At 62.5% G+C, this 13,208-nt stretch carries 12 protein-coding genes; 4 read left to right on the top strand and 8 right to left on the bottom strand.

Annotated elements, in window-relative coordinates; translation table 11 throughout:
• Nucleotides 1-9: 9 nt before the first annotated feature.
• From sufC to ACFUOZ_RS02275, 5 genes are read right to left on the bottom strand one after another with little or no spacing between them, the layout of a single operon-like run.
• On the bottom strand, nucleotides 10-795 hold the full coding sequence (gene sufC / locus ACFUOZ_RS02295) for a Fe-S cluster assembly ATPase SufC (protein WP_377544325.1): 786 nt from the start codon (nucleotides 793-795) through the stop codon (nucleotides 10-12).
• Nucleotides 796-838: 43 nt separating this feature from the next.
• Nucleotides 839-1,195 carry a non-heme iron oxygenase ferredoxin subunit gene (locus ACFUOZ_RS02290; protein ID WP_144658784.1) on the bottom strand — a complete coding sequence of 119 codons (357 nt, stop codon included), beginning with the start codon at nucleotides 1,193-1,195 and terminating at the stop codon, nucleotides 839-841.
• Nucleotides 1,196-1,233: 38 nt separating this feature from the next.
• Nucleotides 1,234-2,538, bottom strand: coding sequence for a Fe-S cluster assembly protein SufD (sufD, locus tag ACFUOZ_RS02285; protein ID WP_377544322.1), 1,305 nt, complete (start codon nucleotides 2,536-2,538; stop codon nucleotides 1,234-1,236).
• Between the two features lie 2 nt (nucleotides 2,539-2,540).
• On the bottom strand, nucleotides 2,541-4,016 hold the full coding sequence (sufB, locus tag ACFUOZ_RS02280; RefSeq protein ID WP_144658782.1) for a Fe-S cluster assembly protein SufB: 1,476 nt from the start codon (nucleotides 4,014-4,016) through the stop codon (nucleotides 2,541-2,543).
• The gene (locus ACFUOZ_RS02275) at nucleotides 4,016-4,837 is read right to left on the bottom strand and encodes a helix-turn-helix transcriptional regulator (protein WP_377544318.1); all 822 of its coding nucleotides are present in this window, start codon (nucleotides 4,835-4,837) and stop codon (nucleotides 4,016-4,018) included. The genes sufB and ACFUOZ_RS02275 overlap by 1 nt, the downstream gene beginning before the upstream one ends.
• A 109-nt stretch (nucleotides 4,838-4,946) precedes the next feature.
• On the opposite strand from ACFUOZ_RS02275, the gene ACFUOZ_RS02270 reads away from it, so the two are divergent.
• Genes ACFUOZ_RS02270 through ACFUOZ_RS02260 form a run of 3 tightly spaced genes read left to right on the top strand, consistent with a single transcriptional unit; the run spans nucleotide 4,947 to nucleotide 7,652 of the window.
• Nucleotides 4,947-5,912 (top strand): ABC transporter ATP-binding protein, encoded by a 966-nt coding sequence (locus ACFUOZ_RS02270; protein WP_377544315.1) that lies wholly within the window; start codon nucleotides 4,947-4,949, stop codon nucleotides 5,910-5,912.
• Nucleotides 5,909-6,673 (top strand): ABC transporter permease, encoded by a 765-nt coding sequence (locus ACFUOZ_RS02265; RefSeq protein ID WP_377544312.1) that lies wholly within the window; start codon nucleotides 5,909-5,911, stop codon nucleotides 6,671-6,673. Before ACFUOZ_RS02270 ends, ACFUOZ_RS02265 begins: the two co-directional genes overlap by 4 nt.
• Nucleotides 6,674-6,707: 34 nt before the next feature.
• Entirely contained in the window at nucleotides 6,708-7,652 is a 945-nt protein-coding gene (locus ACFUOZ_RS02260) for a heme A synthase (RefSeq protein ID WP_377544309.1), read from the top strand.
• Nucleotides 7,653-7,752: 100 nt separating this feature from the next.
• Here ACFUOZ_RS02260 and ACFUOZ_RS02255 read toward each other — a convergent pair whose 3' ends face one another.
• From ACFUOZ_RS02255 to ACFUOZ_RS02245, 3 genes are all read right to left on the bottom strand, one after another.
• Nucleotides 7,753-8,817: a CU044_5270 family protein gene (locus ACFUOZ_RS02255; RefSeq protein ID WP_377544306.1), complete on the bottom strand. Its 1,065-nt coding sequence runs from the start codon at nucleotides 8,815-8,817 to the stop codon at nucleotides 7,753-7,755.
• Nucleotides 8,783-9,376, bottom strand: coding sequence for an RNA polymerase sigma factor (locus ACFUOZ_RS02250; RefSeq protein WP_377544304.1), 594 nt, complete (start codon nucleotides 9,374-9,376; stop codon nucleotides 8,783-8,785). The genes ACFUOZ_RS02255 and ACFUOZ_RS02250 overlap by 35 nt, the downstream gene beginning before the upstream one ends.
• Nucleotides 9,377-9,668: 292 nt before the next feature.
• Entirely contained in the window at nucleotides 9,669-10,631 is a 963-nt protein-coding gene (locus ACFUOZ_RS02245) for a heme o synthase (protein WP_377544301.1), read from the bottom strand.
• A 428-nt stretch (nucleotides 10,632-11,059) separates the two neighbouring features.
• Here ACFUOZ_RS02245 and tkt point away from each other — a divergent pair, with 428 nt between their 5' ends.
• Nucleotides 11,060-13,186, top strand: coding sequence for a transketolase (gene tkt / locus ACFUOZ_RS02240; RefSeq protein ID WP_377544299.1), 2,127 nt, complete (start codon nucleotides 11,060-11,062; stop codon nucleotides 13,184-13,186).
• Nucleotides 13,187-13,208: the final 22 nt, after the last annotated feature.

The following is a 13,208-nucleotide window of genomic DNA, read 5'->3' as shown; positions in this document are numbered from 1 at the left end:
TGATCCTAACTAGGCCTGCGGGGCAGGAGCAACAGCGACGCCGGCACCTGCGGCGTAACGGTCGTAGCCCTCTTCTTCGAGGCGGTCTGCAAGCTCGGGACCGCCCTCTTCGACAACCTTGCCGTCAACGAAAACGTGAACGAAGTCAGGCTTGATGTAACGGAGGATACGGGTGTAGTGGGTGATGAGCAGCGTGCCCATGTTGCCCTGTGCGTGCGCACGGTTGACGCCTTCGGAGACTACCTTGAGGGCGTCGACATCGAGACCGGAGTCGGTCTCGTCAAGTACAGCAAATTTGGGCTTGAAGAGTTCGAGCTGAAGGATCTCGACGCGCTTCTTTTCGCCGCCGGAAAAGCCTTCGTTGACGTTGCGCTGGGCGAAGTCGGCGTCGATGCGCAGCTGCTGCATGGCTGCCTTGACGTCCTTGGTCCACGTGCGGAGGGCCGGAGCCTCGCCGTCGATCGCGGTCTTGGCCGTCCGCAGGAAGTTGGTCATGGTGACGCCCGGAACCTCTACCGGGTACTGCATGGCCAGGAAGACTCCGGCGCGGGCACGCTCGTCGACGCTCATCTCCAGGACATCTTCACCGTCCAGGGTGATGCTGCCGCTGGTGACCGTGTAGCGCGGGTGGCCGGCGATGGTGGAGGCAAGGGTTGACTTGCCAGAGCCGTTGGGGCCCATGATCGCGTGGGTCTCGCCGGTCCTGAGGGTCAGGCTGACGCCCTTCAGGATCTCCTTGGTGCCCTGCTCCGTCTCGATGCTGACGTGCAGGTCCTTGATCTCAAGAGTAGACATGCTCTTCTTTCTTTCCGTTCGTAAGTCTGGCGGTACTTGGCGCTCAGTAATTGTTGACGGGAGCGCCGTTCACAACGTTGGTCACGTCCACGTACACGTCTTCGCCGTCGATGGTGACGGCGAAAACGGGGACGGGGTCGTAGGCAGGTAACTGGAGGGGCTGGCCGCTGCGCAGGTCGAACTGGGAACCGTGTCCCCAGCATTCGATCGCACAGCCCTCGACCTCTCCCTCGGACAACGAGATGTCAGCGTGCGAGCAGGTGTCTCCGACGGCGTGGATCTCGCCCATCGAGTCCTTGACGATGGCTACGGGGTAGTCATCGATCAGGACGCGCAACGCCTGCTTGACCTTGATGTCATTGGCGTTACACACCAGTTCGCCCTTGATGTGATCACTCATGCTTGTCCTGTTGGCCTGTCCTTGTTGATGGATGGACTTTAGTTGTCGGTTTCGGCGAGCTCGCGCTCAACGGCATCGGTCAGTCGTTCTTCGATGGCCGGTACCTTGATCTTCTGGATGATCTCGTTGAGGAAGCCGCGGACCACCAGTCGGCGGGCAACATCTTCCGGGATACCGCGTGCCATCAGGTAGAACAGGTGCTCGTCGTCGAAGCGGCCGGTGGCGCTTGCGTGGCCGGCTCCTTCGATGAGGCCCGTTTCGATCTCCAGGTTGGGAACGGAGTCCGCGCGGCAGCCATCGGTCAGCACCAGGTTCTGGTTCTTCTCGTAGCTGTCAGTGCCCTCGGCGTTCTTCTGGATGAGGACGTCGCCAACCCAGACGGTGTGCGCACCCTTGCCCTGCAGTGCACCCTTGTACAGCACGTTGGACACGCAGTTGGGCTGACCGTGGTCAACGTAGGTGCGGTGCTCAAGGTGCTGGCCGGCGTCGGCGAAGTACAGGCCAAAGAGCTCCACTTCGCCGCCGGGGGCTGCGAAACGGGCCGTCGGCGTGACACGGACGAGGTCGCCACCGAGGCTGACCACAATGTGCTTGAACTTGGCGTCGCGGCCGATCTTTGCCTGCTGCGATGAAGCGTGGACGGAATCGTCGTTCCACTCCTGCAGCGAGACAACGGTCAGCTCCGCGCCGTCCTCAAGAACGATCTCCACATTCTCGGACACGACGGCGGTACCTTCATGGCCCAGGACCAGGACGGCCTTGGAGAACTTCTCAGCCACAACAACCACATGCTGGGCGGCTGCATCCGTACCGGCACCCGAGAGGGTCACGGTGATCTCCGACTCAAGGGACGTCTCCGAGGGAACCGTGATGACGGTGGCTTCCTTGAAGTTCGCCCAGGCATTCGCGGAGACGCGGTCCTCGGGAATGCCGGCCTGGCCGATGCGCTGGTCGTCGCGGCCGACGGTCTCAACCGTTACACCGGCAGGAGCGGTGACCGAGACTGCCGGAGCATCGCCGGTCAGGGCTTCGCTGTGCAGCCCGCGGAGGCGGCGCAGCGGGGTGAACCGCCAGTCCTCTTCCAAGCCGGTCAGTGCCTTGAAGTCCTCAACCTTGTACGAGGTGAGGCGGCCGGCACGGGAGCTGTCGGGTACGCCAACGCCGCCACCGTGCGAGTGGCCCTTGGCCGAAGCGCCGGCGAGAGGGCCGCTGGAGGGCTGTGCCGCCGTCGAACTGTCAGCGTTGATGGGCGAGAGGTTCTCGCCTTCTTCGGTGAAGCCGTCGATAAAGGGCTGCGCTGAGGGCGCGCCGATGCGTGCCTTTTCAGTAGTGATATCAGTCATTGTTAACCGACGGATCCTTCCATCTGAAGTTCAATCAAGCGGTTGAGCTCGAGGGCGTATTCCATGGGCAGTTCACGGGCGATCGGCTCGATGAAGCCGCGCACGATCATGGCCATGGCCTCGTCCTCCGGCATGCCGCGGGACATCAGATAGAAGAGCTGTTCTTCGCTGACGCGGGAAACGGTTGCCTCGTGGCCCAGTACGACGTCGTCCTCGCGGATGTCGATGTAGGGGTAGGTGTCCGAACGGGAGATGGTGTCCACCAGGAGCGCGTCACAACGTACCGTGTTGGCCGAGTGCTTGGCACCTTCGCGGACCTGGACCAGGCCACGGTACGCTGCCCGGCCGCCACCACGGGCAACCGACTTGGAGATGATGGAGCTCTTGGTGTTCGGTGCGATGTGCACCATCTTGGAACCGGTGTCCTGGTGCTGGCCTTCGCCTGCGAACGCGATCGACAGTGTCTCGCCCTTGGCGTGCTCACCAACGAGGTAGACAGCCGGGTACTTCATGGTCACCTTCGAGCCGATGTTGCCATCGACCCATTCCATGGTGGCGCCCTCTTCGCAGATGGCACGCTTGGTGACCAGGTTGTACACGTTGTTGGACCAGTTCTGGATGGTGGTGTAGCGGACGCGGGCGCCCTTCTTCACGATGATTTCCACCACTGCGGAGTGCAGCGAGTCCGAGGTGTAGATCGGAGCCGTGCAGCCTTCGATGTAGTGCACGTATGAGTCTTCATCGGCGATGATCAGCGTGCGCTCGAACTGGCCCATGTTTTCCGTGTTGATACGGAAATAAGCCTGCAGCGGGATGTCCACGTGGACGCCCTTGGGAACGTAGACGAACGAGCCACCGGACCAAACGGCCGTGTTCAGGGAAGCGAACTTGTTATCGCCCACGGGGATGACCGTGCCGAAGTACTCCTGGAAGATTTCCGGGTGTTCCTTCAAAGCGGTGTCGGTGTCCAGGAAGATTACGCCCTGGGCCTCCAGGTCCTCGCGGATCTGGTGGTAGACAACCTCGGACTCGTACTGGGCCGCGACACCGGAGACCAGGCGGCTGCGCTCAGCTTCCGGGATGCCCAGCTTTTCGTAGGTGTTCCGGATGTCCTCGGGAAGGTCTTCCCACGTCGCTGCCTGCTTCTCGGTGGAGCGCACGAAGTACTTGATGTTGTCGAAGTCGATGCCCGAGAGGTCTGCACCCCAGGTGGGCATGGGCTTGCGGTCGAAGTACTTCAGACCCTTGAGGCGGAGATCGAGCATCCATTCGGGCTCGCTCTTCTTGTCGGAGATGTCACGGACAACCTCCTCGTCGAGGCCACGACGGGCGTTGGCGCCAACGTCGTTCTTGTCGGCCCAGCCGTACTCGTAGTTGCCGATTCCGTGCAGCTCGGGATTCTTCTCCAGAATCTCCGAGATCACAGTGCCGTCAGCTACCGCCTTCTCTGCTGTTCCTTCAGCTAATTGACCCGTCATCACGGCCTTTCTTGCTGGTTGTTTGATTCCTGGGACAGGCTTGCGGACTGCTCTGCCGTACTTGGGGGTACAGTGGCAGCCGGTCGCCCGGTAGGTATGTGGGTGGTGCAGACGTGACCGCCTTGCGCCAGGGTGGACAGTCGACGGACATCGACGCCGACCAGCCGCGAAAACACCGCTGTTTCGGTATCGCAGAACACCGGGAACTGGGCTGCGAGCTGCTGGATCGGGCAGTGTCCCTGGCACAGCTGGACACTGGACAAAGCCGCGGGCAAGGGAGCCTTGGCTTCGATTGAATGCGCGGAGGCGACGAAACGGTCCCGGCTCAAGGCCTTCGACAAGGCCATTGCGCGGGCCGTGATGTCATCGCCTGCCGCCTGGACCTCAGGAGCGTAACGGCGTTCCATCTCCGCGAAACGCTCCTCGGCGTATTCCCGGACAGCGTCTTCGCCGGCAAGCTCCTGCAGGCGTTTCAGGGCCGAACTCGCTATGTTCAGGTAATCGTCGCCGAGTTTGGACTGCCCCTGGGAACTGAGCACGTAGCGGCGGGCAGGGCGACCGGCGCCTGAACCGGCTTTGGCTACCCTTTTGACTTCGATAATGCCACTGCGTTCCAGGTGGTCCAGGTGCCTGCGGACGGCGGCGGGGGTGAATCCGAGAAGATCCCCCAACTCGGCCGCGCTGACAGGGCCATTCTCGAGGACGGCGCTGAGGACGCGGTCACGGGTGCGGTCATCCGCGTCCGGCAGCGAGGGCGGGGCGCCAAAGGCCTCCGCCGCTGCAGCATGCCGCTTTGGAGGCATGGATATTGGACTGCTCATGGAATACACAACACAATCATGTCGTAATTTGTTTCATGCATCCAGTAAGGCAAGACTGACCTTGGTTCCCCGCAAAGTGTGACCGTACTACTTCACGTAGAATACTTTGGTGCGATCACCCGAATCTCCCGTCCTCATCATAGATGGACTGATCAAGGACGTAGGCCCACTGGCTTCCCTCGACGGCAAAATGCTGCGGGTCGTCAGTGGCATTTCCCTGGTGGCTGAGCGCGGCCAGGTCACCGCTCTTCTGGGTGCCAACGGGGCCGGAAAAACCACCACCCTCGAATGCGCCCAAGGCCTGCAGAAACGAACGGGTGGCAAAATCTCCCTCTTGGGAGCGGACCCCGATACAGCTGGTGCGGACTTGCGTTCCCGGGTAGGCGTGATGCTCCAGGACGGTGGCTTGCCGCCGTCGGCCCGTCCTATCCCGCTGCTGCGGCACGTCGCTGGCATGTACAACAACCCCATGAACGTCGACGCCCTGGTCGAACGGCTGGGCATCAACCAGTTCAGCAGAACCGGGGTACGGCGGCTGTCGGGCGGCCAGAAGCAGCGCCTTGCGTTGGCAGCGGCACTGGTGGGAAACCCGGAGATTCTGTTCCTCGATGAACCCAGCGCCGGGCTGGATCCGCAGTCGAGGCAAATGGTCTTCGACCTCATTGCCGAACTGCGCGACGCCGGCATGGGGATCGTACTCACCACTCACCTGATGGACGACGCCGAGCGGCTGGCGGACTACGTCTACATCATCGACGGCGGCCATAACGTGGCCGAGGGAACCGTGGCTGAGCTCCTCAGACATGACCACTCAGCGGATCCGGCGTCGACGGACCGGACGCTGTACTTTGATGCCCCGGCCGGACTGGACTTCACTGGTGTTGTTGGCGGTGCGCTCCGTGTCACCGAATCGCGATCCGGAAGTTATTCCATTACGGGCGCCATCACCCCCACTGACCTGGCGAGCCTGACGGCCTGGTGGGCAGAACGGAACATCATGCCGGCCTCGTTGCGATTGGAAGCACGAAGCCTCGAAGATGTGTTCCTCGACATTTCCGGAAGGGATCTCCGATGAGCGGGCTTCTCACTCCCAATGCAGGGCCGGCTTCCCTGCCGCGACGGATCATGCAGCAGGGGCGGTACGAAACTGTCACCATGCTTCGCAACGGTGAACAACTGATCCTGGCCATTGTCCTGCCGCTCATGGCCTTGGTGGGCCTGGTGGTCACTCCCCTGCTGGACGGCCTCGGTCCATCCCGCGTTGACACTGCCACGCCTGGCATCCTGGCGCTGTGCGCGATGTCCACGGCGTTCACCGGACAAGGCATCGCCACGGGGTTTGATCGGCGGTATGGGGTTCTTCGGTTCCTTTCCACCACGCCTTTGGGCAGGGGCGGCCTTATCGCCGGGAAGATCCTCGCCGTGCTGGTGGTCCTGTTCCTTCAGGTGGTGGTTGTGGGAGTGGTGGCCGGCTTCCTCGGATGGCAGCCCCGTCCGGAAGCCTGGCTTCCCGGGTTGGGCCTGCTGATCCTTGGCGCTGCAGCCTTTACTGCCTTGGGATTGCTGGTAGCCGGAACTGTTCGGCCCGAGGCCACCCTCGCCATCACCAACCTGCTCTGGATCCTGCTCGGTGCGCTGGGCGGAATCGTTGTTCCGGCCGACCGACTCCCGGCCGTGCTGCAGGGCATTGTGCATTTCCTGCCTTCGGGCGCCCTGGGCCAAGGTCTGCGGGATGCGTTCTTGCTTGGCACCGTATCCCTGCCCGCTGTCCTTGTCCTTCTGCTGTGGACTGTCGTGGCCGGCGCAGCAGCCATCCGCTGGTTCAAGTGGAACTAAGCAAATCCGAGCAGAACTAAGAAGCGAGAAAACTGTGAGCACGGCATCGCGCCTCCCGAAAACCGTCCAGCAATGGACGTCCAAGCTGCCCACCGAAGTCAACGCGGCCGTACGCCGCTTGGCGTTGTTGTCCCTCATCGGGCAGACCATCCTGGTGGTAACCGGAGGTGCAGTGCGGCTCACCGCGTCGGGCCTGGGCTGCCCCACCTGGCCCCGTTGCACCAGCGACTCACTGGTGAATACCCCGGAAATGGGTGTTCACGGCTTCATCGAATTCGGCAACCGCCTGCTGACCTTCGCCCTTGCCGCCGTCGCCCTGCTCATGCTGGTGTACTTGTGGAACCTCCGCAAACAGCGCCGGGATCTCTTCCTGCTTGCCCTCGGCCTCCTTGCCAGCATCCCCGCACAAGCCGTCATCGGCGGAATCACCGTCCTCTCCGGCCTCAACCCATGGGTTGTCGGCCTGCACTTCCTGGTCTCCATGGCGTTGGTCGTCTTCGCGACGCTCCTGGTCAACAGGGCTTATGGGCGCACAGGGCGCTTCATGAACCGGGCACTTCCCGCGCTGCCTGCGATGACGCGTCCGTTGATGATGGCGGTTGCCGTTTTCTCAGCGCTTTCGGTGATGCTCGGCGTCGTGGTCACAGGAGCCGGACCGCACGCCGGAGATGCCGATGCTCCCAGGAACGACCTCGACTGGGATCTCTTCTCCCACATCCACGCCGTTCCGGCTTACCTCATCACGGCCGGCACGCTCCTCGCGGTGTTCCTGGTGGTCCGGGGCAGGATCAGCGGTCCGTTCCGCACGGCGGCCTACCTGTTGTTGGGTGTCACTTTGCTGCAGGCGGTTATTGGATTCACCCAGTACTACAACGGGATTCCCGCACTTCTGGTGGGCGCTCATATGCTGGGGGCTGCACTTCTGATGAGCGCTGCTACCAATGCGGCGGACGTGGCCAAGCACAGTCCGGTCAGGTAGAACGGCCCGTTCGTGTGGGCGGAGTTTGTCCGATTGCCGTGGTTCGGTTGGCCGCCGTAAGGGTGACCAACCGAACCACGATGCTTTCTGACAGCGTGTCCTAAGGGGCCGAGTCCACCACTGACGTCCTCACAGACGTCCATGCCGCAGCCGTGTTGGCCGGAATGCCGGATTCGGCTACCAGATACACCGTTCGCTCGCCGATCAGCTGTCCCGTTTCGGGGTCGACAATGATGTCATCGCGGAATTTGCCGTCGGCAAAATAGACTCCGAGGGCAACTCCCTGCTGCCCGTCAAGGGTTGCTTGTTTGTCCGCCACCACGATTCCGGGAATCAAGGCTGCGGCCTTGTACATTGCTGCCCTCAAATCGGCGGGGATGACGCCGGTGCGAAGCGCCGAAGCTATCGTCGTCAAGGCTTCGCTCTCCGCTGATGGGCCCTTGCCCTTGGTCCTGTCGTATATCAGTTGCAGGAGCTTTTCGGGCTCGCGCGGGAAGGTCTCGAAGGCTTCTGCAAGTGGTGTACCGAGAATCTGCTCTGGACTGCCGCCATAGAACCCCCCTGCCTTCCCCCGCAGAATCCCCACGAGTTGGGGGGCTTCGAGAACCGGACCGTCCTGGGGAGCAGACTGTTTGTCTGCCTCGGCACGCGACTCTTCGCCGAAAAAAGTTGTGGGTATCCGAGGCTCCCGGTTCCATACCCATTCGCCGGTAATATCCGCCGGAATGTACATCTGACCACCAGTGGTCTCGAGCCATGAGACGGCAGTTCCGTCGTCTCTTCCCACGGTACTGGCGTAAACAGCCTTGGTATCGACTTTCAGATACTGTCCGGGTCCTACTAAAGGATCGGAGGTCCGGATGGTTGCCAGGGCGGCGTTATTCAGGATCTCTGCCGCTTCGGCAGTAGCTCCGGGAGTGGGGCGGACGACGTCTGCCACGACGATTCCGCCTACGATCAAGGCGGCGGCCGCCGAGGCCAGCAGGATACGGCGGCGGAACCTGATGTGGGTGACGTTGCTCTCTGGGCCGTCTCCGGCTCGGACGACAACGGTTTCGTCGTGGCCGATATTGGCCATGACCCTAACCCGGCCCCTGGCCAGGGTTGCAGGTGGGGCGGAGCCGATATCGCTACGCATTTCGCGGAGCAGCTGCAAGTCGTCCATTGTCTTTCTCCGTTTCGTCAAGAATAAGGTCGAGCTGGGATCGCAAGACGCGGCGGGCCCGGTTCAGGCGCGACCGCACTGTCCCCACGGGAACCTTCATGGCGAGGGCGATGCCCTCGTAGCTCAGGTCTGCCCAGGCGCAAAGGAGCACCGTTTCCCGGTCAATGGCGGCCATGTTTTTCAGCGTCCGGGCGAGGCGCCCTGTAGCCGCTGTGGCATCTACCTGCGCGGCAATCCGGTCCGTGTCGTCAGAAAGCCCCTCCGGGGATGCTGCTTTCGCAACGGTTTTCAGCATCCTGGCTTCTGCGCGGTGGTGATGGCGCAATAGATTCGTCGCGATCCCGAAGAGCCAGGGCCGGGCATCCTCCCTGGCATGGTCGTAGCTTCCGAGTTGCTGCCAGGCGACGAGAAACGTTTCCGATGTGACGTCCTCGGCTACGAAGTCGCCAGCCCTTCTAGCGGCATACCGGTAAATGATGGGCGCATGTCGGTCATACAGCTCCCCGAAGGCTTCGGGGCTTTCCCGGCACCGCCTGATGATGTCGTTGTCTGTGCTCACACTCTGTATTGCCCGCTCGACGCTCATGGGTTCACGGGACTGCCTTCCCTGTGTTGTCTGTATTCCACCGAAGCCTATTTCGTAAGCGGCGCTGAGGCACCGAGCGGGTGTGCCACAGCGAGAACTGGCGCTGGCAATGTGATCGGGCGATTGGGGGAAGCCGTGGGGATGTGATTGGGCGTTGGGGGGAAGCGGTGGGGATGTGCGCGAGCGTGGGCGGGAAACGGAACGACGTCGGCACTCAGGTGAGTGCCGACGTCGTCGGTTATTGCTGCGGTTGTGAACGCCTGGGTCAGCCGCCGACCAGTGGCGAGCCGATGAACGGATCCACGGCCAAAGCAATGAAGAGCAGTGTCAGGTAGCTGATCGAACCGTGGAAGACCTTCATGGCGCCCTTGTTGGAGACATCGCCACCCTGCGCACGCTTGTAGAGGGCGTGGCTTTCGTAAAGGAACCACGCGCCGGCGGCCACGGCGACGATGGTGTAAACCCAGCCAGCCCCACCGACGGGGATCATCAGCAAGGAGCAGGCGACCATGGCCCAGGCGTAGAGGACCACCTGCACCGAAACCACCTTGGCGCCCGCAATGGCTCCGAGCATGGGGACGTTGGCGTTGCGGTAGTCCTCGCCGTAGCGCATGGACAGAGGCCAGTAGTGCGGGGGCGTCCACAGGAAGATCACCATGAACAGGACGATCGCGGGCCACTCAACGGTGTTGGTAACGGCAGCCCACGCAATGAGGACGGGGAAGCAGCCGGCGGCGCCGCCCCACACGATGTTTTGTGCCGTGCGGCGCTTAAGGATCATGGTGTAGATGACCACGTAGAACACGATGGCACCCAGGCCCAGCCATGCAGAGAGCGGGTTGGCACCGAACCACAGGATGGCGATGGACGCGGCGCCGAGGACCCACGCAAAGACGAGGGCTTCTCGCGGGGATACTTCGCCTGTCACCAACGGACGCTTTTCGGTGCGGTGCATCAGTTTGTCGATGTCGCGGTCGATGTAGCAGTTGAACACGCCGGCGCTGCCTGCTGCGAAAGCGCCGCCTACGAGGGTCGCCAGGATGAGACCGATGGAGGGGAAGCCGCGCTGGGCGAAGATCATGGTGGGGAGGGTGCTGACCAGGAGAAGTTCGATCACCCGGGGTTTGGTCAGTGCCAGATACGCCTTCAGCTTTCGGGAAGTACCGATGCTTCCCCGGGCCGGGGAAGCGTTCACGGGCGTATCAGTTGTGCTCACGGCGGCAGTCACTCTGTTCTATGCTCTGGGGTTCTCGCAGCGGATGCCGTCCCGGTTGTCGAAAGCAAACACGGGCTCCTGAACCGCTGGTGGCCTCCAAATATCATACCGTGGCCGGAAGTGGCCCGATGTCCGCAAAATACGTCAATGTTTCCGAATCTTCACTCCTCCCGGAGGCAATCGTGATTCATATAAGGGAATTTCTGTCCAGTTAGTGGGATTCCCTGAGTTCCAAGACACGTTTGGGGCTAAGCTGTTGAGCAGAACAGCACACGTTGATCATCCGGGAAACCGTATTCTCGGATGTCCGTGGGTCTGGATGAGAGATCAACGTTTCAATGGTGAACGGCTGGTAGACACATTGCAGCGGGCGCCATCCTGTGCTTCCTGCGTGCCGTGTCCATACGCCTGCCGTCAGCACAGAGAGGGGCTCGGTTTTCGTGCCACATTTGGAAGAGCAAGAACTGTCATGGACCGATCTGGACAAGAAGGCTGTTGACACCGTTCGCGTGTTGGCTGCCGACGCCGTGGAGAAGGTCGGCAACGGCCACCCCGGTACGGCAATGAGCTTGGCTCCGGCAGCATACTTGCTGTTCCAGAAGCTGATGCGCCACGATCCCAAGAACCCGGACTGGCTGGGCCGCGACCGGTTCATCCTGTCCCCCGGTCACACGTCGTTGACCCTGTACATCCAGCTGTTCCTCTCCGGCTATGGCCTGGAACTGAAGGACCTTGAAGCTCTGCGTACCTGGGGCTCGCTGACTCCGGGCCACCCTGAGTACAAGCACACCGCTGGTGTGGAAATCACCACCGGCCCTCTGGGCCAGGGCCTGGCATCCGCCGTCGGCTTTGCGTACTCGCAGCGCCGCCAGCGTGGCCTGTTCGACGCCGATGCTCCCGCCGGCGAGTCGCCGTTCGACCACACCATCTGGGTTATCGCCTCCGACGGCGACCTCCAGGAAGGTGTCACGTCAGAGGCATCCTCGCTTGCCGGACACCAGGAACTGGGCAACCTCGTGGTGATCTACGACGAGAACCACATCTCCATCGAAGATGACACCGACATCGCGTTCACCGAGGACGTCCTTAAGCGGTACGAGGCTTACGGCTGGCACACCCAGCGCGTTGACTGGACCAAGACCGGCGACTACGTCGAAGACGTCCAGGAATTGTACTCGGCCCTGCTCGCGGCCAAGGCTGAGACGAACAAGCCGTCCATCATCTCGCTGCGCACCATCATCGGCTACCCGGCCCCGAAGAAGCAGAACACCGGCAAGATCCACGGTTCCGCACTCGGCGCCGAGGAAGTTGCGGCCCTCAAGTCGGTACTCGGCTTCGACCCGGCCAAGTCGTTCGACGTTGACGAAGAAGTGCTTGCCCACGCCCGCAAGGTCCTTGACCGAGGAGCCGAGTCACGCGCCGCGTGGCAGGAATCCTTCGAGGCCTGGCAGTCCGCCAACCCGGAGGCCGCAGCCCTGCTGGAGCGTGTCGAAGCGAAGAAGCTGCCGGCTGAGCTTGACGCCGCGCTTCCGGTCTTCGAAGCAGGCAAGGACGTCTCCACACGTGCAGCCTCAGGCAAGGTCCTGAATGCCATCGGCCCAGTCCTTCCCGAACTCTGGGGCGGCTCCGCCGACCTCGCCGAGTCGAACAACACCACCATCGAGGACTCGCCGTCGTTCATCCCGGCCTCGCGTTCCACGGACGCGTGGAAGGGCAACCCTTACGGTCGTGTCCTGCACTTCGGTATCCGTGAGCACGCAGCGGCGTCGATCGTCAACGGAATTTCCCTTCACGGCCGTACCCGTGCGTTCTCCGGCACGTTCCTGATCTTCAGCGACTACCAGCGCCCGGCCATCCGCCTCGGCGCGCTGATGGGCGTTCCGTCCCTGTACGTCTGGACGCACGACTCCATCGGCCTTGGCGAAGACGGTCCTACCCACCAGCCCGTGGAACAGCTCGCTTCGCTGCGCGCCATTCCTGGCCTGGACGTCGTCCGCCCGGGCGATGCCAACGAGGTCTCCGCCGCATGGAAGGCCATGCTGGAGAACCACGAGAACCCCGCCGGTATCGTCCTGACCCGTCAGAACATCCCCACGTACGCCCGCGGTGAAGGCGACGCCACCGGCGACACCTTCGCATCCACCGCAGGTGTGGCCAAGGGCGGTTACGTCCTTGCTGAAGCCTCCAAGGATGGCGAAACCGTTGATGCGCAGGTCATCCTGATCGGCACCGGCTCGGAAGTCCAGCTCGCAGTGGCAGCCCGGGAAGCGCTGCAAGCCGAAGGCATCGCTGCCCGCGTTGTCTCCATGCCGTGCGTTGAATGGTTCAAGAAGCAGGACGAGGCCTACCGCGAATCCGTCCTGCCCGCGGCAGTGAAGGCCCGCGTTTCCGTTGAGGCCGGCCTGGCACTGGGATGGCGCGAATTCGTCGGCGACGCCGGACGTTCCATCTCCCTGGAGCACTTTGGCGCCTCGGCTGACTACAAGCGGCTCTTCAACGAGTTCGGCATCACCGCCGAAGCCGTTGCGGCCGCCGCCAAGGACTCCCTCGCAGACGCCTCCGCGTAACCGCCTGATACCTCACAACAGG

This window comes from Paenarthrobacter sp. NPDC057355, from assembly GCF_042667405.1.
In the GTDB taxonomy this organism is placed as follows: Bacteria; Actinomycetota; Actinomycetes; order Actinomycetales; family Micrococcaceae; genus Arthrobacter.
Note: the sequence above shows the minus strand (reverse complement) of the source record. Positions and strands in the feature narration are given on the sequence as shown.

Bases quoted from the DNA above. Each gene is read 5' to 3' on its own strand.
- sufD (WP_377544322.1), bottom strand. From the start codon at position 2,538: ATGACTGATATCACTACTGAAAAGGCACGCATCGGCGCGCCCTCAGCG.
- ACFUOZ_RS02265 (WP_377544312.1), top strand. From the start codon at position 5,909: ATGAGCGGGCTTCTCACTCCCAATGCAGGGCCGGCTTCCCTGCCGCGA.
- sufC (WP_377544325.1), bottom strand. From the start codon at position 795: ATGTCTACTCTTGAGATCAAGGACCTGCACGTCAGCATCGAGACGGAG.
- ACFUOZ_RS02255 (WP_377544306.1), bottom strand. From the start codon at position 8,817: ATGGACGACTTGCAGCTGCTCCGCGAAATGCGTAGCGATATCGGCTCC.
- sufB (WP_144658782.1), bottom strand. From the start codon at position 4,016: ATGACGGGTCAATTAGCTGAAGGAACAGCAGAGAAGGCGGTAGCTGAC.
- ACFUOZ_RS02275 (WP_377544318.1), bottom strand. From the start codon at position 4,837: ATGAGCAGTCCAATATCCATGCCTCCAAAGCGGCATGCTGCAGCGGCG.
- ACFUOZ_RS02290 (WP_144658784.1), bottom strand. From the start codon at position 1,195: ATGAGTGATCACATCAAGGGCGAACTGGTGTGTAACGCCAATGACATC.